17 protein-coding genes and 2 pseudogenes are annotated in these 17,546 nt (G+C 73.0%); 14 read left to right on the top strand and 5 right to left on the bottom strand.

Going from position 1 to position 17,546, the window contains the following annotated elements; genetic code table 11:
• Positions 1-556 (top strand): annotated as a pseudogene (locus EBN88_RS30500) (hypothetical protein); the annotation flags it as partial.
• 96 nt (positions 557-652) lie between these two features.
• Positions 653-1,843 carry a cyclic dehypoxanthinyl futalosine synthase gene (gene mqnC, locus EBN88_RS10405; RefSeq protein ID WP_122183528.1) on the top strand — a complete coding sequence of 397 codons (1,191 nt, stop codon included), beginning with the start codon at positions 653-655 and terminating at the stop codon, positions 1,841-1,843.
• A 28-nt stretch (positions 1,844-1,871) separates the two neighbouring features.
• On the opposite strand, the gene EBN88_RS10400 is transcribed toward mqnC, so the two are convergent.
• On the bottom strand, positions 1,872-2,360 hold the full coding sequence (locus EBN88_RS10400) for a hypothetical protein (RefSeq protein ID WP_122183527.1): 489 nt from the start codon (positions 2,358-2,360) through the stop codon (positions 1,872-1,874).
• A gap of 93 nt (positions 2,361-2,453) precedes the next feature.
• On the bottom strand, positions 2,454-3,623 hold the full coding sequence (locus tag EBN88_RS30495; RefSeq protein ID WP_158621353.1) for an ATP-binding cassette domain-containing protein: 1,170 nt from the start codon (positions 3,621-3,623) through the stop codon (positions 2,454-2,456).
• Between the two features lie 805 nt (positions 3,624-4,428).
• Between EBN88_RS30495 and EBN88_RS30490 the strand changes: the two genes are divergently transcribed.
• The 7 genes from EBN88_RS30490 to EBN88_RS10365 all read left to right on the top strand — a co-directional run bounded on the left by EBN88_RS30490 (position 4,429) and on the right by EBN88_RS10365 (position 9,897).
• Positions 4,429-4,566 (top strand): hypothetical protein, encoded by a 138-nt coding sequence (locus tag EBN88_RS30490; protein ID WP_158621352.1) that lies wholly within the window; start codon positions 4,429-4,431, stop codon positions 4,564-4,566.
• A gap of 17 nt (positions 4,567-4,583) precedes the next feature.
• Positions 4,584-5,006 carry a His/Gly/Thr/Pro-type tRNA ligase C-terminal domain-containing protein gene (locus EBN88_RS30485; protein ID WP_158621351.1) on the top strand — a complete coding sequence of 141 codons (423 nt, stop codon included), beginning with the start codon at positions 4,584-4,586 and terminating at the stop codon, positions 5,004-5,006.
• A 414-nt stretch (positions 5,007-5,420) separates the two neighbouring features.
• Positions 5,421-7,301 carry a threonine--tRNA ligase gene (locus EBN88_RS10385; RefSeq protein ID WP_199742310.1) on the top strand — a complete coding sequence of 627 codons (1,881 nt, stop codon included), beginning with the start codon at positions 5,421-5,423 and terminating at the stop codon, positions 7,299-7,301.
• Positions 7,302-7,353: 52 nt separating this feature from the next.
• Positions 7,354-7,527: a glycosyltransferase family 2 protein gene (locus EBN88_RS32355; protein ID WP_158621350.1), complete on the top strand. Its 174-nt coding sequence runs from the start codon at positions 7,354-7,356 to the stop codon at positions 7,525-7,527.
• On the top strand, positions 7,512-7,973 hold the full coding sequence (locus tag EBN88_RS32350) for a galactosyltransferase-related protein (RefSeq protein ID WP_158621349.1): 462 nt from the start codon (positions 7,512-7,514) through the stop codon (positions 7,971-7,973). Before EBN88_RS32355 ends, EBN88_RS32350 begins: the two co-directional genes overlap by 16 nt.
• A 223-nt stretch (positions 7,974-8,196) precedes the next feature.
• A complete protein-coding gene (locus EBN88_RS10370; RefSeq protein ID WP_122183522.1) occupies positions 8,197-8,919 on the top strand; it encodes a dienelactone hydrolase family protein in 723 nt (240 codons plus the stop codon).
• Positions 8,920-9,057: 138 nt separating this feature from the next.
• Positions 9,058-9,897 carry a DUF1028 domain-containing protein gene (locus tag EBN88_RS10365; RefSeq protein ID WP_122183521.1) on the top strand — a complete coding sequence of 280 codons (840 nt, stop codon included), beginning with the start codon at positions 9,058-9,060 and terminating at the stop codon, positions 9,895-9,897.
• Here the strand turns inward: EBN88_RS10365 and EBN88_RS30480 are convergent.
• Positions 9,894-10,523, bottom strand: a complete 630-nt coding sequence (locus EBN88_RS30480) for a hypothetical protein (protein WP_158621348.1) — start codon at positions 10,521-10,523, stop codon at positions 9,894-9,896. The two genes, EBN88_RS10365 and EBN88_RS30480, sit on opposite strands and share 4 nt — an antisense overlap.
• On the opposite strand from EBN88_RS30480, the pseudogene EBN88_RS32670 reads away from it, so the two are divergent.
• A pseudogene (locus EBN88_RS32670) lies at positions 10,413-10,895 on the top strand (glycoside hydrolase family 3 N-terminal domain-containing protein); the annotation flags it as partial. The gene EBN88_RS30480 and the pseudogene EBN88_RS32670 overlap by 111 nt on opposite strands.
• On the top strand, positions 10,865-12,604 hold the full coding sequence (locus EBN88_RS10350) for a glycoside hydrolase family 3 C-terminal domain-containing protein (protein ID WP_122183520.1): 1,740 nt from the start codon (positions 10,865-10,867) through the stop codon (positions 12,602-12,604). The pseudogene EBN88_RS32670 and the gene EBN88_RS10350, both read left to right, overlap by 31 nt.
• 135 nt (positions 12,605-12,739) lie before the next feature.
• Here the strand turns inward: EBN88_RS10350 and EBN88_RS10345 are convergent, their stop codons facing one another.
• Entirely contained in the window at positions 12,740-13,315 is a 576-nt protein-coding gene (locus tag EBN88_RS10345) for a TerD family protein (RefSeq protein ID WP_122183519.1), read from the bottom strand.
• A gap of 218 nt (positions 13,316-13,533) precedes the next feature.
• On the opposite strand from EBN88_RS10345, the gene arfB reads away from it, so the two are divergent.
• Complete coding sequence (gene arfB / locus EBN88_RS10340; RefSeq protein WP_122183518.1) at positions 13,534-13,977, top strand: alternative ribosome rescue aminoacyl-tRNA hydrolase ArfB; 444 nt, start codon at positions 13,534-13,536, stop codon at positions 13,975-13,977.
• Between the two features lie 38 nt (positions 13,978-14,015).
• Here arfB and EBN88_RS10335 read toward each other — a convergent pair whose 3' ends face one another.
• Positions 14,016-14,489: a flavin reductase family protein gene (locus tag EBN88_RS10335; protein ID WP_122183532.1), complete on the bottom strand. Its 474-nt coding sequence runs from the start codon at positions 14,487-14,489 to the stop codon at positions 14,016-14,018.
• Between the two features lie 310 nt (positions 14,490-14,799).
• Between EBN88_RS10335 and cdgB the strand changes: the two genes are divergently transcribed.
• Positions 14,800-16,425 (top strand): diguanylate cyclase CdgB, encoded by a 1,626-nt coding sequence (gene cdgB / locus EBN88_RS10330; RefSeq protein ID WP_122183517.1) that lies wholly within the window; start codon positions 14,800-14,802, stop codon positions 16,423-16,425.
• 203 nt (positions 16,426-16,628) lie between these two features.
• Positions 16,629-17,534 carry a carbohydrate-binding protein gene (locus EBN88_RS10325; RefSeq protein WP_122183516.1) on the top strand — a complete coding sequence of 302 codons (906 nt, stop codon included), beginning with the start codon at positions 16,629-16,631 and terminating at the stop codon, positions 17,532-17,534.
• Positions 17,535-17,546: the final 12 nt, after the last annotated feature.

The raw sequence follows: 17,546 nt of genomic DNA, 5'->3' as shown, positions 1-17,546 counted from the left end.
CGCGCCGTCCGGGACCTTCGGCGCGCCGCTGCCCGGCCCGAGGACCGGCGGCTCGGAGGAGGCGGCCCCGCCGCGCCGGCGGCGCCGGCGGCGGACGGTGCTCGCCGTGGTGCTCGCGGTGGTGCTGCTGGCGGGTGCGGGCACGGCCGCGTTCCTGCTGCGCGGCGGCGAGGACGAGCCCGACCCCGAGGCCGTGCCCGAGGAGTACGTGGGTAAGTGGGTCGGCGACATCCGGATGAGCGGGCTCTCGGTGGGCACCATGGTCGTCGAGGTCTCCGAGGGGCGGGTCGGCGAGCGGGTGGGCACCGCCTCCTCCACGGACGCGATCGGCCTGGCCACCTGCGTGGACCAGCTCACCCTCAAGGCCGTCGCCGACGGCCAGCTGACCTTCGAGGCCGAACTCGACTCGGAGCACTCGACGTTGTCCGCCACCTGCGTCCCCGAGCCGTTCGAGTTCGTGCTCCGCCCGGCGGGCGAGGGCGAGATGACGTTCAACGGCTACGCCGAGGGCAACCAGTCCGAGGGCTCGCTCACCCTGGAGCAGGACGAGGACTGACGGGGGCGACCAGCCCACCTCCGGCCGGCCGGCGCGGAGGGCCCTGACGTACGCTGGAGCAGCCGTGAGGTCACCGCAACCGTCGGAGGGAACGTGATGGGCGCCGAGTTCACCCGAGTGTTGGACCGGGCCGCCGAGGGCGGGCGGATCAGCCCCGAGGAGGCGCTGGACCTCTACCGCTCCGCGCCGCTGCACGCGCTGGGGCGGGCGGCCGACGCCGCGCGCCGGCGGCGCTACGCGGGCGTGGAGCACATCGCGACCTACATCATCGAGCGCAACATCAACTACACCAACGCCTGCGTCACGGCCTGCAAGTTCTGCGCGTTCTACGCCCCGCCCAAGAGCGAGAAGGTGTGGACCAGGGACCTGGACGACATCCTGCGCCGCTGCGCCGAGACGGTGGAGCTGGGCGGCACCCAGATCATGTTCCAGGGCGGCCACCACCCGGACTACGGCGTCGAGTACTACGAGCGGCACTTCGCGGCGATCAAGGAGGCGTTCCCCCAGCTGGTGATCCACTCGCTGGGCGCCTCCGAGGTGGCGCACATGGCGCGGATCTCCGACGTCAGCGTCGGGGAGGCCATCCGCCGTATCCACGCCGCCGGGCTCGACTCGTTCGCCGGCGCCGGCGCCGAGCTGCTGCCGGCCCGGCCGCGCACCGCGATCGCCCCGCTCAAGGAGTCGGGCGAGGAGTGGCTGTCGATCATGGAGACGGCGCACAACCTGGGCGTCGAGTCCACCTGCACCATGCTGATGGGCACCGGGGAGACCAACGCGGAACGGATCGAGCACCTGCGGATGGTGCGCGACGTCCAGGACCGCACGGGCGGCTTCCGCGCGTTCATCCCCTACACCTACCAGCCGGAGAACAACCACCTGCGCGGCCGGACCCAGACGACGCTCTTCGAGTACCTGCGGCTGATCGCGGTGGCGCGGCTCTTCCTCGACAACGTGGCCCACATCCAGGGCTCCTGGCTGACCACCGGCAAGGAGGTCGGCCAACTCTCCCTGCACTACGGGGCGGACGACCTGGGCTCGGTGATGCTGGAGGAGAACGTGGTCTCCTCGGCCGGGGCCAAGCACCGTTCCAACCGGCTGGAGTTGATCCGGCTGATCAGGGACGCGGGGCGGGTCCCCGCGCAGCGTGCGACGACCTACGAGCACCTGGTCGTGCACGAGGACCCGGCCAACGACCCGGTGGACGACCGGGTGGTCTCGCACCTGTCCTCCACCGCCATCGAGGGCGGCACCGCCCACCCCGAACTGCGGCTGGTCGAGGCGAACTGAACGGGCGGCGCCCGGTCGCCCCGGGCGGTCAGCCGGTCGTCGCCAGCACCTCGCCCAGCGCGCGGTGGAAGGCGCGGGCGCTGGCCGCGTCGGCCGGGTTGTCGAACTCCAGCAGCGGCAGGTTCACTTCGGCGGCCGAGATGGTGTCGTCCTGGCTGGCGTTCCAGCGGACGATCTCGGCCAGCGCGCGGGAGGCGGCGTAGCCGGCGGGGCTGATCCGCCGGTAGTCGGGGTGGATGCGGGCGACCCGGTCCTCGCCCAGCACCATCGGCCGAGTCGGCGGCACCACCAGGTACTTGGGCCAGTCGTCCTCGTGGGTGTTCTCGATGATCTGCGCGCGGTCCCAGCGCGGCCGGCCGCCGAGGCGGGGGAAGGCGTGCACCCCGGCCACCACCATCGCGTCCACCGGCAGCGGCGAACGCGGCCCCAGGTGGAGGATCACCTCGGTGCCGTCGGCGCCCGCCCGCCGCCAGGTGTCGAGCGTCGCCGCCTTTCGCGAGGTGATGACGATCTGCATGGGCCCATACCCTTCAGTACGGGGTGGGCTAAGGCAAGTCCCCATGCCGTGCGGGCCGAAGGCCGGCCGCCCGGCGCGTCAGCCGGCAGGCGCTCAGCTGCCGGCGCTCTCGTAGCGGCGCAGCCCGAGGCGGAAGACGAACAGCGCCACCGCCCAGCAGTAGACGGCGACCAGCGGGGTGAGCAGCCCCAGCCAGGCGTGGTCCCCGACGGCCAGCACGAAGCCCAGCGGAAAGGTGCCCACGAAGGCGAACGGCAGCAGGATGCCCAGCGCCAGCCGCAGCCCGGCCGGGTAGACGCTGAGCGGGAACTTCGCCAGGTCGCCGGCCTGGTGGACCGCGACGGCGAACATCGAGGTGGGGCTGGTCAGCCAGAACGCCACCGCGTTGGCCGCCAGGTTGATCGCGACCCGGACGGCGACGGCCGAGGCCAGCACCACCGCCGCCAGCGGAACGTGCCACACGGACCAGCCCACGTCGCCCCGCGCGAGCGCGACGCCCACGCCGGCCACGATCAGCGCCTCCAGCCACAGCACGCCCACCACCTCGCCCGCCGTCAGGGCGGCGCGGTCGAACCTGACGGTGAGCCACTCCGGTTGGTCCCCGCGCGTGACCCTGGCGCGGGGCAGCGCGTCGGCCACCGCGTCGGGGTCGACGGGGCGTTCGGTGCGCACCCGCAGCACCCGTTCCCTGGCGGACAGGTCCAGGCCGATGGTGGGCTCGTCGAGGTAGACCACCCGGGGCCCGTGCAGCAGGGTCGCGGCCAGGTCGGCGCGCATCCGCTGGCCGAGCGAGAGCTTGCGGGTGGGCACGTCCATCAGCTCGCCGAGCCCCAGCACCTCGTCGAAGCGGTCAAGTCGCCTGCGGTGGACGGACTTCTCCACACCGTACAGGTCGCGCAGCACGGCCAGCGGTTCGGCCACCGGCAGGTCCCACCACAGCTGGGTCCGCTGCCCGAAGAGCACGCCGATCCGGCGGGCGAGCGCCTGCCGGTCGTGGTGCGGCGCCCGCCCGTCGATCCTGACCTCGCCCTCGGTGGGGTGGACGATGCCGCTGAGCAGCTTCACCGTGGTGGACTTGCCCGCGCCGTTGGGCCCGATGTAGGCCACCGCCTCGTCGGGCTCGACCGCCAGGTCCACGTGGTCGACGGCGGTGTGCGGGGTGTAGCGGCGGCGCAGCAGGTGCCGGGCGGCGCCGGCGAGGCGCGGGGCCCGGTCGGGCCGGCGGAGGACCTTGGTCAGCCCGTGTGCCTCGATCAACGCCACGGCGTCCCCCTGGGCTCGCGTCGAAGTCCCCGGCGCGGGCGGGCCCAACAACGTTGGGCTGACAGGGAGTTCACCGTGGTCGGCGGCGATCCGTCGGGTCCTTCGGGCGCCGAGGACGGTCGGTGCGAAGGGGTGTCAGCAGCGGTTCCGGCCGTTCACCGGTCGGCGTCGGGCATTTCCGGTTCCGGAACCCGGTGGCGGAGTTCGCGACGGTCGGCGGAATCCTTAGTTCCCCTTCGGTGAATGGCCCGGGCGACCGGTGATCGCCCCGCTTTCGGCGGGGTTGCCGGGGGCCTTACCCGGCTTTGCCCCTTCTCGGTTCGGTCACGCATTCCCCCCAGGGTTCCGGAACCGGGCGCGGTCGTGTTCATCCTCTGTACGTACCGGTCAGGAGCACGGCTGGTGTGCCTGTCGCCTGGCGTTCACAGGCGCGTCGGAAGAGCACGGCAACAGTCGGCAGAACGCGGCAACAAAGGGCTGGCCATTCGTCAGCCGATGGTGGGTGTGCGCGGACGGCAATTCATCATCGAACTGAGCGGCAACGGGGTCCGTTCATGACCGTCCTTCTGGTGAATCCTCCCTCGCTTTCCGGGCCTCCGGGTGCCCGTGAGTCCTTTTTCTCCGGGCAGAAACGCCGACTTACTCCGCGGCAGTACTACTCCCTGCCGATCGAGCATCTGGGGCTGGCGTCGATCGCCGCCCACGCGCGGTCGCGCGGTGGCGGGGGCGGCCCCGGCTGATCGGCTTCACCAACATCGACACCTTCGACGAACTGCCCTGGCCGGCCCGCGACGAGCTGCCGACCGTGCTGCGGGAGGGCTTCGCCGGCGCCGTCTACACCACCAGGGACTGCCTCTACCGCTGCACGTTCTGCGGCACCGGCGCGGTCGGCGACCTGCTGGGGCGGGACCGCTACCGGTTCCGCTCGCCTACACCGAACTGACCAGAGGCGACGGGGAGGTGGACCTGTACGGGGACGAGCCCTACCGGATCGACGGCGGCTCCCGGGTGCTGGCCGACCGGCTGGCGGCGGCCGGCGTCCGCGCCGAACTCGACGACCGTGACCAGCCGTTGGAGCGGGCGCTGGCCGAGGCGGACGCGCTGCTGGTGCCGCATGTGCTGCGGGTGGGCGCGGACGGCTCGGCGGAGCTGCGCTCCCGGTCGCACGAGACGTTCCGGGCGTGCCCGCCGGACGCCGCGCTCGCCGAACTGGCCGCCGAGGTGCGGCGCGAGGCGCTGCCGCCGCCCGACCGCACCGCGCCCCGGCTGACCCGCCACCCACTGGGCCGGCCCACGGACCGCCGGGAGAACCAACGGGACGAGCAGCGGGACGACCAGCGGGACGAGCAACGGAAGGGGAAGCGCCATGGCGAGCCCGCGTGAGAGCGCACCGACCAGGGAACCGATCGGCGAACCGGCCGAGACACCGACCACCTCGGCGAGTCCGAGCTGCGCCGCGCGGACCTGGGCGCGTTCTTCGCGTTCCACGACACCAGCCCCACCCGGGTGGCCAACGTGATGCGCCGCCGCCTCGCCGAACGCGCCCCTCCTGAAACGGCCGCCGGCCGGGCCCCCTCCGGAAAAAACGCCGAGTCGTCCCGGGACGGCCGCCGCGTATGATGTGGCCGAAAAACTGGCGCCCTGACGCGCCGCCCGGCACGGCGGTCGTCACCGCCCAGCACATCCCGAACTGTCCATCTTCGCGACGTACTTCGCGTACTCGCTCGTTTCGCTACTCCGGGTGGTGCCCCACCGTCGGTCGTCCCGCCCCGGAGGCAGGGGGTTCCCTTGCGGTTGATGTTGGTCCACGCCGATCGCTTCTCGTTCCGGGTCACCGACCGAACGAGCGTCGCAGACGTCGTGGGGGAACTCGCCCCTGACGACTCCCAGGCGAGCGTCGAGGAGGTGCTCGTCGCGTTCACGGCCGTCGAGAAGCCCGACGAGGCCGACGCGGACGGGGTGGCCGACCTGGCCGTCGCCGAGATCCGCGCCACCGCCGAGAAGGTGGGGGCGACGCGGATCATGGTGTATCCGTACGCGCACCTCTCCTCCGACCTCTCCCGGCCCCAGACGGCGGCCGACGTCATCGAGCGGATGGCCGGGGAGCTGCGCGCCGACAAGGGACTTGAGGTCTTCCGCGCCCCGTTCGGGTACTACAAGTCGTACGAGGTCGCCTGCAAGGGCCATCCGCTCTCCGAGCTGTCGATGACCCTCACGCCCACCGACGCCTCGCACGCCGACGAGCCGGCCAGGGGCAACCCCGTCGCCGAGTCCAAGGCGCTGGCCGCCGAACGGCAGCTGCGCTCCGAGTGGCGGATCTACCAGCCGGACGGCAGCTTCGTGCTGGCCGACGACTTCGACCTCGCCTCGCACCAGGGTCTGTCCGACCTCTTCGCCTACGAGCGGGAGGGCAACCGCACCGCCGAGGACGCCCCGCCGCACATCAAGCTGATGCGCGAACAGGAGCTGGTGGACTACGAGTCCGCCTCCGACACCGGCAACCTCCGCTGGTACCCCAAGGGCCTGCTGATGAAGCGGCTGTTGGAGCAGCGGGTGACCGAGATGGTCGTCGACTACGGCGCCATGGAGGTCGAGACCCCGATCATGTACGACTACGCGCACCCGGCGCTCTCCAAGTACCTGCACCGCTTCCCGGCGCGGCAGTACGTGGTGCGCAGCGACGAGAAGGAGTACTTCCTCCGCTTCGCCGCCTGCTTCGGCCAGTACATGATCCAGCACGACATGGTGGCCTCCCACCACGACCTGCCCGTCCGGCTCTACGAGTTGACGCACTTCTCGTTCCGCAGGGAGCAGGGCGGCGAGGTGGCCGGGCTGCGCCGGCTGCGGTCGTTCACCATGCCGGACATGCACAGCCTCGTCCAGGACATGGACATGGCCAAGCAGGAGTTCATCAAGCAGGTGAGACTCTGCGTCGAGTGGCTCGACGACATCGGCCTCGACTGCGTGCCCGCGATCCGCTTCGTCCGCTCCTGGCTGGACGAGCACCCCGGCTTCGTCGAGGAGCTGATGGCCGTCCTGGGCCGGCCCGCGCTGGTCGAGGTGTGGGACGAGCGGTTCTTCTACTTCGTGGCCAAGTTCGAGATGAACTTCATCGACACCGCGAAGAAGGCCGCCTGCCTCTCCACCGTCCAGATCGACGTCGAGAACACCGAGCGCTTCGACATCAACTATGTCGCCGAGGACGGCTCCAAGCGGCACCCGCTGCTGATGCACACCTCCGTCTCCGGATCGCTGGACCGCAACGTCTACGCCATGCTGGAGAACCAGGCGATGCGCGTCGCGCGCGGCGAGAAGGCGCACTGGCCGGTGTGGCTCGCGCCCACCCAGGTGCGGCTGCTGCCGGTCTCCGACGACCATGTCGAGGGCGCCATGCGGCTCGCCGACCGGATTCCGTTCCGGGTGGACGTCGACGACCGCGACCTCAAGCTCGGCAAGAAGATCCGCGAGGCGGAGCGCGAGTGGGTGCCGTTCATCCTGGTCGTCGGCGCCAAGGAGCTGTCCGGCGAGGACCTGACCGTCCGCCAACGGCTGGGCGAGCAGAAGCAGATGACACTCGAGTCGTTCCTGGAGCTGCTGGCCGAGGAGACGGCGGGCAAGCCGAAGCGGGCCCTCAACACCCCGCGCGCGCTCTCCCGACGCCCGATCTTCGTGGGCTGAGCCGGGTTCCGGGCTCGAAGGAAACGGGGGAACGGGGGCCCTGCGGGTATCGGTGATCGTCCCGGCGTACAACGCGCGGGATGACCTGTGGCTGCTGCTGGCCACGCTCGGGCAGAACGTCCTCGACCCCGGGGACTCCTTCGAGGTCGTGGTCGCCGACGACGGGTCGGGCGACGGAACGGAGCGGATGGTCCGTTCCCTCCCGAGTCCGTGCCCTACCCGTTGACCTGCCGCCACCTGCCCAGGACGGCCCGTTCCTCGCGGGCCGCCGCCCGGAACGCCGCCATCGAGGCGGCCGGCGGCGAACTGGTGCTGATGGTCGACGCCGACCAGGTCGTCGGCCCCCGCTTCGTCGCCGAGCACATCGCCTACCACCGGCACGACCCGTGCCAGTGGCTGCCGCGGGACTTCTTCTCCGAGAACCTCAACAACCTCCAGACCTGCTGGCACCTCATGTTCACCTGCGACGTCTCGGTGCGCCGCGAGCACCTGACGGCGGTGGGCGGCTTCGACGAGGCGTACCTGGAGTGGGGACTCGAGGACACCGACCTGGGCTACCGCCTGCGGGCGCACGGGCTGCGCTTCGCGCTCGACCCGGCGGATCGCGGGCTGCGTTGGGTCGACGCGATGGAACGCTTCGAGTACGCGGCCCGCGCGCTGGCCGGGGGCTGACCGGAGCCCGGGCCCTGGCGGCCCGGGCGGGGCGGCCCTGCGGGGCCGGGACTGTCGCGCGCCACCGGGACCACTGCTACGGTTCCCGAGGCCGTGCGACAGAGCGAGGAGGTGGTACCCGTGAACGCGGTAACGACATGGGTGCTCCCTCTCGGGGTCACGGTCGGGCGATAGGTCGTCGTCCGGGAGCGCCGTTCATCGCACTCCCGAAGGACACACGACCATGCGGTTCACTTCCGAACACCGCCTCGACGACGGCGTCGTCGAACGCGACTTCCTCCTCGGCGAGGTTCCCGGCACCCTGTGGCTGCCCGACTCCGCCGGGCCCGTTCCCCTGATTCTGACGGCCCACAACAACGGCCTGCCCAGGACGGCGGACCGGCTGGTGGCGCGGGCCAGGATCAGCGCCGCGCGCGGTTACGCGGTGGCCACCATCGACGCCGCCGGGTGCGGCGACCGGCCGCTCTCCGCCGCCGACGAGCGGGCCCGCGCCGAACTCCGCCGCGCGGCGCGGGCCGGCGAGCCGGTCGACGAGATCCTGGAGTCCCTCGTCGGCCCGCTCGTGGAGCGGGCGGCGCCCGAGTGGCGGACCACCCTGGACGCCCTCCTCTCGCTGCCCGAAGTCGGCGGCCCGGTGGGCTACTCGGGGTGGATGGCCCTCGGCGTCCGGCTCGCGGCGGTCGAACCGCGCATCGTCGCCGCCGGCTTCTTCGCCGGCGGGTTCGTGCCGCGCGCCCAGCGCGCGGAGGCCCGGCTGGTCACCGTTCCGCTGCTGATGCTGTTGCAGTGGGACGACGAGGGCAACCCCCGGCAGCGGGCCCTGGACCTGTTCGACGCCTTCGGCACGAGGGAGAAGACCCTGCACGCCAACCTGGGCGGCCACACCGGCACCCCCCGGTTCGAACTGGACGACGCGCACCGGTTCTTCGACCGCCACCTCAGGTAGGGCCGGCCGCCGAGGCCGACCCGGTGACCCTCCCGGCGTCGTTCGGGGCGTTGAGCCCTCGACGACGCCGGGGAACGGTCACGGGCCCGGGGGTGAACCCCTGGCCGAACGAACGCGACATCGGCCAGTGTGGGGGACATGACGTTCTCGGTGGTGGGCCATGACCCGGACAGTGGGCTCGTCGGCGTCGCGGTGGCGAGCTGTGTGCTGGCGATCGGGGCGCGGGCGCCGGTGGCGCGTCGTGGGGTGGGCGTGGCGGTGGCGCAGGCGGCCTCGTCGCTGTGGCACGCGGAGGCGGCGCTGGAACTCGTGGCGCGGGGGGCCGAGCCGGCCGATGCCGTGGCGGCCCTCGCGGCGCTGCCAGACGCCCCGGGGCGGCAACTCGCGGTGACCGATCACGCCGGGCGGGTGGCCTCCTGGACCGGCGACGCGTGCACCGCGAGCGCGGGCCACCGGATCGGCGAGCGGGAAGACGAGCGGGTCGCCGTGCAGGGGAACACGTTGGCGAGCGACGACGTCGTCCCGGCGCTGGCCGAGGGGTGGCGGCGGTCCGCCGAACTGCCGTTGCCGGAACGGCTGTTGGCCGCGCTGACCGCCGGCGACGAGGCGGGAGGCGACGCGCGCGGCCGGCAGTCGGCCGCGCTCCTCGTCGTGGGGGAGCACGAGGACGAGCCGGTGAACCTGCGGGTGGACGACTCCCGCGCGCCGCTGCCCGAGTTGGCCAGGCTGCTGGCGGTCGATCGTGCCCACCGCGACCTGCGCGAGGCCGTCGGCCTGCACCGCGCCGAGGGCGAGGCGGCGGCCGAACGGATCGCGCGGCTGCTCCTGCGGGCCGCCGAACGCGCGCCGGACGACCAGCTGATCGCCCACTGGGGACCGAGACTGCTCACCGAGCCGGCCCGGCTCAGCCACGAGCTACGCGACCAGGCGGCCGGTCTCGCGCCCCGTGTGACCTGGGTCGCCGGGCTGCTGGGCTAGACGGTCTCGTTCGGATCCGCGCGGCACAGCGGCACATAGTGCCGCGCCACCGCGCGCAACTCCCCGTGCGCCGCCATCTTCCGCAGCGAGGAGGCCGGCAGGGTCGCCAACGTCGCCTCCGCCCACGGCTGTTGGAACGCCTCGTCCAGCAGCCCCGGGTCCGGCTTGTCGAACAGCGCGCCCGCGATCACCCCCGAGGTGAAGCACGTCAGCCACAGCGAGAACGCGAAGACCTCGCCCAGCAGCGGCACCCGCGCCAACTCGGCCCGGTGCGCCGCCAGATCCGCCGCGAACCGTGCGGACAGCTCCTCGTGTGGCAGCCCGAAGTCGGCCAGCACCTCGTGGGCCGGGGTCACCATCGACCGCCCGGTGCGGTCCAGCGGGTCGTAGTGGGCGTAGAACTCCCCGGCGCCCACCCACATGTAGGCCAGCGCCGGCGGCGACACCACCCGGTCGTTGAACGCCGTGCCCGCCAGCCCGGCGTCCCCGGCGAAGGCCGTCGCGTCCCGCACCCCGTGCAGCAGGTCGTTGAAGAGCAGGCTCTTCTGCGGGGCGTGTTCGACTCCGAGGACCCCGCGCTCACCTCCGCCGTGGTCGCCGAGCTGGTCACCGCCATCCAGAGCCACGGCGTGGCGGCCTGCGTCAAGCACTTCGTCGCCAACGAGAGCGAGACCGAGCGCACCACCTATGTCTCCCGGGTCGACGAACGCACCCTGCACGAGGTCTACTTCGCGCCGTTCGAGGCCGCCGTCGAGGCCGGCGTGTGGCTGGTCATGGCCACCTACAACGGCCTGGACGACGGCCACGAGCACGCCCCGGCGTGCGAGCACCGGCGGCTGCTGACCGACACCCTGAAGCGGCGCTGGGGCTTCGACGTCGTGGTCGTCAGCGACTGGATGGCCCCGCAGAGCTGCGCCCCCACCGCGCTGGCCGGGCTCGACCTGGTGATGCCGGGGCCCGAAGGGCCGTGGAGCGGCGGCGCGTTGCTGGCCGCCGTGGAGTCGGGGGAGGTCCCCGAGGCGCTGGTGGACGACAAGGCCGCCCGGGTGCTGCGGCTGGCGCGCCGGGTCGGCGCGCTGGACGACGGCGAGCCGCGCCCGGCGCCCGAGGTCGATGTCCCGTCCGAGCTACGGGAGTTGGCGGCCCGTTCGATGGTGGGCTGCGCGCCGACGGCCGCGCGTTCCCGCTGGACCGCTCGCGGCTGCGGCGCGTCGCGCTGCTGGGGCCCAACGCCGTGGACGCCTTCACCCAGGGCGGCGGCAGCGGGCGGACCTATCCCGAGCGGGTGGTGTCGCCGGCCGAGGGGCTGCGGGCCGCGCTCGGCGACGGCGTGGAGCTGGTCGTCGAGCAGGGCTGCGACGCCCGGGGCCTGCTGCCGCCGCTGGACGGGGAGGCGCTGCGCGGCGCCACCGTCGAGTGGCTCGACGACGAGGGCGCGGTCGTGGCGCGGCAGCCGCTGGAGCGGCCCTGGACGAGCGCCAGCCGCCGCGAGCCCGGGCAGACGCGGGCCCGCGTCACCGCCGAGGTGGAGCTGGTGGGCGACGGCACGCACCTGCTGGAGGCCGGCGTCCTCGGCGCCCACCGCACCTGGGTGGACGGCGGGTTGGTCCACCACGAGCCGCGTCACGCGACCGCCGACGACGTGCTGGCCTCGGTGAACAACAACCCGCGCGGCGGCAGGGCCGAGGTCGAGGTCGCTGGCCGGCGCACGGTCGAGGTGCGGGTCGATCTCGCGATCCCGGACCTGGGCGGTTTCGGCCACTGGGGCGTGGTCGTCCTCCGCCACCAGCCGCCGCGCCCCTCGCTGGACCAACGGATCGCGGCGGCGGCCGAGGCGGCGGCCGGCTCGGACGTGGCGGTGGTGGTCGTGGGCACCAACGACGAGGTGGAGAGCGAGGGTTTCGACCGGACGTCGCTCGCCCTGCCCGGCGCCCAGGACCGGCTGGTGCGCGCGGTGGCGGCGACCGGCACGCCCACCGTGGTGGTGGTCAACGCCGGCGCCCCGGTGCTGCTGCCCTGGCTCGACGAGCGCGACGACGCGGACGGAACGAACGGCGCCGATGGAACGACCGGAACGAACGCCGGGACGGCCGTGGACGCCGTGGTGTGGGCGTGGTTCCCCGGCCAGGAGTGCGGGGCCGCGCTGGCGGACGTGCTGCTGGGGGTGACCGAGCCGGCGGGCCGGCTGCCCTGGACGCTGCCGGCGTCCGAACGGGACGTCCCCGAGCGGCCGTTGACCCCGGTGGACGGCGTGCTGGACTACGCGGAGGGGGTGTTCGTCGGCCACCGCGCCTGGGACGCGGCGGGCGTCGAGCCGGCCCGGCCGTTCGGCTTCGGCCTGGGCTGGACCTCCTGGGCCTTCGACAAGCTGACCGCGCCCGGGCGCGCGGCGCCGGGCGAGCCGGTCACCGTGACCGTCGCCGTGCGCAACACCGGGGAGCGGCGCGGCAGATGCCTGGCTCAGGCGTATCTGGAGCCGCCCGCCGGCGGCCAACCGGAGCGCCCGGTGCGGTGGTTGGCGGCGTTCGAGGGAACGGAGCTGGACCCGGGCGAGGCCGACGAGATCACGCTGACCGTGTCGGCCCGGGCGTTCGCCGTCTGGGATGTGACGGCCGGCGACTGGGCGACCCCGCCCGGCCGTTACGGCCTGGTGGTCGGCGCGCACAGCCACGACGCGGCCCTGCGGGCCGTGGTCGAGATCGGCTGACGCGGCTGCCCCCGGACGGCCGGAGCCGTCCGGGGGCGCGCGTCGGGCGCGGGCGCGCGATGACCCGACGATGACGGAACGCCGGGCCGACGCCCCCGCCACAGGACGTCCGATCAGGACCTCAACAGCGGGACCTCAGATGTTGACGCCGAAGTCCTGGGCGATGCCGGCCAGGCCGGAGGCGTAACCCTGGCCGACCGCGCGGAACTTCCACTCGGCGCCGTTCCGGTACAGCTCGCCGAAGACCATGGCGGTCTCGGTGGAGGCGTCCTCGGTCAGGTCGTAGCGGGCCAGCTCGTTCCCGTCGGCCTGGTTGACGACGCGGATGAAGGCGTTCCGCACCTGGCCGAAGTTCTGCCCACGGTTGTCGGCGTCGTGGATCGAGACCGGGAAGACGATCTTGTCGACCTCCGGCGGCAGGCCCGACAGGCCGACCTTGATCTGCTCGTCGTCGCCCTCGCCCTCACCGGTGAGGTTGTCACCGGTGTGCTGGATGGTGCCGTCGGGGGTGGCGAGGTTGTTGTAGAAGATGAAGTGCTGGTCCGAAACGATCTTGCCGGCGCTGTTGACCGCGAGGGCGCTGGCGTCCAGGTCGAAGTCGGTACCGGTGGTGGTGCGGACGTCCCAGCCCAGGCCGACGGTGACCGCGGTCAGTCCTGGAGCCTCCTTGCTCAGCGAGACGTTGCCGCCCTTGGACAGGCTCACACCCATGGAGAAATCCCCTTAGTCCGGATCGTTCTGGTCTTCTTTGCGAAGACGTTACTCTCACTGTCCCCAACGATGTCAGCCGAGCACCGGTTCCACGGCGGGCTCGCGGAAAACTCCGGGGAAAGTCCGGGAACCCGCACACGACGAACGCCCCGCGACGACGCCGGCGCGCAGGCGCCCGCGCCGAAACGGTGGTGCGCGCGGCCGGCGGAGGCGGGACCATGGCACACATGTCCGGTCACCTTCCCATCCGTGGTGCGGTCAGCCTGCCCGAGTCGGAGCTGCGCTGGCGGTTCTCACGTTCCTCGGGGCCGGGCGGCCAGCATGTCAACACCTCGGACAGCCAGGCCGAGTTGCGCTTCGACCTGGCCGCCACCACCGCGCTGCCCGAGGTGTGGAAGGAACGCGCGCTGACCCGGCTCGCCGGCCGGCTGACCGACGAGGGCGTGCTGGTGGTCCGCGCCAGCGAGCACCGTTCGCAGTGGCGGAACCGGGAGGCGGCGGCCCGCCGGCTGGCCGAGCTGCTGGCCGAGGCGACCGCGCCGCCGCCCAGGCCCCGCCGCCCGAAGAAGCCGCCGCGCGCGCTGAAGGAGCGCCGGCTGCGGGAGAAGCGGCACCGCTCCGAGGTGAAGAAGGGCCGCTCCGGCAGGGGCGGTTGGGACTGAGCGCGGCGGCGCGTGGGAGCGCGAGGGGGCGCCGGGGCTCAGCCCATGCGCCGGTAGGCGCCCCGGTAGTAGAGCAACGGCTCCCCGGCCTCTCCGTTCAGCGTGGTGTCCAACACCCGCCCGATCACCAGCGTGTGGTCGCCGGCGGCCACCCGGCTCTCGGTCTCGCACTCCAGCGTCGCCAGCGCCCCCTTGACCAGCGGCGCCCCCGAGCGTTCCCCCAGGGTGTGCGGAACCTCACGGAAGAGGAGCCGGTCGCTGAGCCGCCCACTCATCGCGAACCGGCCGGCGAGCACCCGCTGTTCCTGGCTCAGCAGCGAGGCCGCCCACCCAGGGCTCCGCTCCAGCACGTCGTCCATCCGGGAGCCTGAGCGCACGCTGACCAGCACCAGCGGCGGGCTGAGCGAGACGGAGAGGAACGCCGTCGCCGTCATCCCGGCGGGCGCGCCGGCCGGACCGTCGTCCTCGTCGTGCGCGGTGACCAACACCACCCCGCCGGCAAGCCGCGCCATCGCGCTGCGGAACTCCTCCTCGCTCACCCCCTCAGGATGGGGGAACGAGGGGGCAGCGACATCGTGGGGCGCGGTGGGCCGTCGAGCTGGTAGGGACACCCCGGCACGCTAACGCCCCGGTCGGGGGAATCGCATCGGACCCCGGAACCAGGGCTTTGTCCCGACTCGTCCTACGTCCCGCGACCGAGCCTGCTCGCAGTGTGACATGAGTCACAGTAGGCTACTAATCGCTGACCCTGTGTACCTAGTGGGCAGCTCCCTGTGATTCAGTGGCCTCTGTATCTGCACGTGCATTTCACCCGGGGGAGTGATGGAAACGGAGACGGAGCCCTATGTGCGCCTCGCTTCGCTGCGGGAGTTGCACCAGGTCGTCGCTCAGCTGAACACCGCCCGCAGCATGGCGGACACCCTTCAGACCGTCGCCGACGGCACCGTGACCGCGCTCGGCTTCGAACTGGCCGCCGTGAACGTGGTCAGGCCCGACGGAGACCTGCTGGTCGCGGCCGTGGCCGGCGCCGACCGGGTCGAGGTGGACAAGGCCGAGGCCGCCATCGCCGGCCGCACCGGCTCGCGCGCCTCCTGGGAGCGCCGGCTGAGCATGGGGGAGCGCTGGGGCGAACTGCGCTTCATCCCGTACACCGACGGCTGGGTGCTCGACCACGACGACGTTCCCCAGTGGCACACCACGGGCCCGGCGCCGCGCTATCCGGACGAGTGGCACCCGATGGACCGGCTCTTCGCGCCCATGTACGCCTCGGACGGCGAGCTGCTCGCCGTGCTGGAGGTCGACAAGCCGCGCAACGGCCGCCGCCCGGGCCCCTGGGGCTGCGAGGCGCTCCAGCTCTACGCATCCCAGGCCGCCATCGCCATCAGCAACGCCCGGCTGCGCGGCAACATGCAGCGCGCGCTGGTGCGCCTGGAGCGCGAGCAGGAGGCGCTGCGCGCCAGCGAGGAGAGCTTCCGGCAGGCGTTCGAGTACGCGCCCAGCGGGATGGCCATCGCCGAGGTCGGCGGCGACAGCGACGGCCGGCTGCTGCGGGTCAACGACGCGCTCTGTCGGCTGCTCGGCCGCACCGTCGCCGTGCTGCGCCGCTACAGCTTCGCCGACCTCGTGCACCCCGAGGACATGGGAACGCTGCTGCGCACCGCCAACGACGGCGGCCGGGCCGAACTGCGGCTGGCCCGCAAGGACGGCTCCTACGTCTGGGTCAGCCTGCGCAACTCGGTGGTCGCCGACCCGGCCGCCGGGCCCCAGGTGCAGCTGACCCACGTCGAGGACATCGAGGAGCGCAAGCGCCACGAGCTGGCCCTGGCGCACCGCGCCAGCCACGACTCGCTCACCGGCCTGCCCAACAGCGCCGAGCTGCGCGCCCGGCTCGGCGGCCGGATCTGCGCCAACCCGCCGGAGTCCCGCCCCTACCCGGCGCCCGCCCCCGAGGTGGTCGGCGCCGCCGCGTTCGACGGCTACGGCCTGGGCCGCCCACACTCCTTCGACCACCACGAACACGTGTGGCAGCCCGACGCCCCCGGCGGCGACGGCAAGGGGCTCGCGGTGCTCTTCTGCGACCTGGACGGCTTCAAGTCGATCAACGACCGCTTCGGCCACGTCTGCGGCGACGCCGTCCTGGTCGAGGTGGCCCGCCGGCTGGAGCAGGGGGTGCGGGACAACGACACCGTGGCCCGGCTCGGCGGCGACGAGTTCGTGGTGCTGGCCGAGGGGCTCGGCCCCAAGGACGCCAACGACCTGGCCGTCCGGCTGCGCAGCGCGATCATCCCGCCGATCCGGGTGGAGGGCCGCTCGGTGCGGGTCGGCGCCAGCTTCGGCATCGGCTGGGCGTCCTGCGGGATGACCACCGAGGAGATCCTGGAGTCGGCGGACCAGCGGATGTACATCGAGAAGCGGTCCCGCGCCCAGGGCCGCCGCCGCGCCGGCTGACCCCACGGCTGAGACCCCACCGACCCGTTCCGGGCCGCGCGCCGCGCCAGCGCGCGACCCGTGCGCCGCCCCTGACCTGCCCCGCTGCGGCGGCCGCCGGGGGCGGTGCGCCGGCTGGCTCGGGCGTTCGCTCGAACGGGGTAGGCTCGCGCCCAGACAGGTGGGGTGGGACATGTGGTACCGCAACGAAGGAGCGGCAGTCGATGAGCGCGGGGAACAGCGGCCAGGGCACGCCTGACGGGGGCGACGACCCGTTCGCTTACCTCTATCGACCCGAGGCCGGGCAGGCCCCACCTCCGGCGGCGCCCCGGCAGCCCTCGTACAACCAGGTGCGCCCGGTGGGGGAGCGCACCTTCGGGGGCCAGCAGGGGTACCGGCAGCAGCACTCGCCGGACGCCAGGTACGCGGCACCCGAGACCCAGCCCGGCGGCTACGGCGGCGGCCCGCCCTCCGACCGGCGTCGCGGCGACCAGGACAACCGGCGCAACGGGCTGCTGATCGGCGCCATCGCCGTGGTGCTGGCCGTGGTGATCGGGGTGGGCGCGGCGATCCTCTTCAGCGGCGACGGCGAGAACGACGAGGCGAGCGGCCAGGAGACCGCCGAGCCGACGGACGACGGCGACGGCGGGGGCGAGGACGACGAGGGCGCGACGGGCGAGGAGGAGGAGCCGTCCGACGAGCCCGAGACCGACGAGCTGCCGGCCGCCGACATCACCCAGCTCACGCTGACCGGCGGGGCGGCGCTTGAGGCCACCTTCCAGGGGTCCAGGGCCGATTCCGGCTCCTATGTCGCGCTGCTCAACCGGCAGGGCTCCACGATCACCTGGACGTTTGACTTCCAGGGCGAACCGGGCACGTACCGGGTCTACATGGGCTACTCGGCGATCAGCGACGGGCAGACCCTGTCGTTCTCGGTCAATGGCACGCCCCGCGAGGACCCGGTCAAGCTGCTGGACTGGAACGACGCCAGCGACGCCTTCGACGACTCCTGGGCGCACACCTGGAACCTGGTCGAGCTGGTCGAGGGCGAGAACACGATCCAGTACTCCTGCACCGCCTCGTGCGACGCGGTGGTCGACCAGCTCTACATCAGCGAGGACCAGGGATAGCGGCCCGTTCCG

The organism is Streptomyces triticirhizae, assembly GCF_003696235.1.
Taxonomy (GTDB): domain Bacteria; phylum Actinomycetota; class Actinomycetes; order Streptomycetales; family Streptomycetaceae; genus Streptomyces; species Streptomyces triticirhizae.
This window is presented reverse-complemented; position numbering and strand designations above follow the sequence as displayed.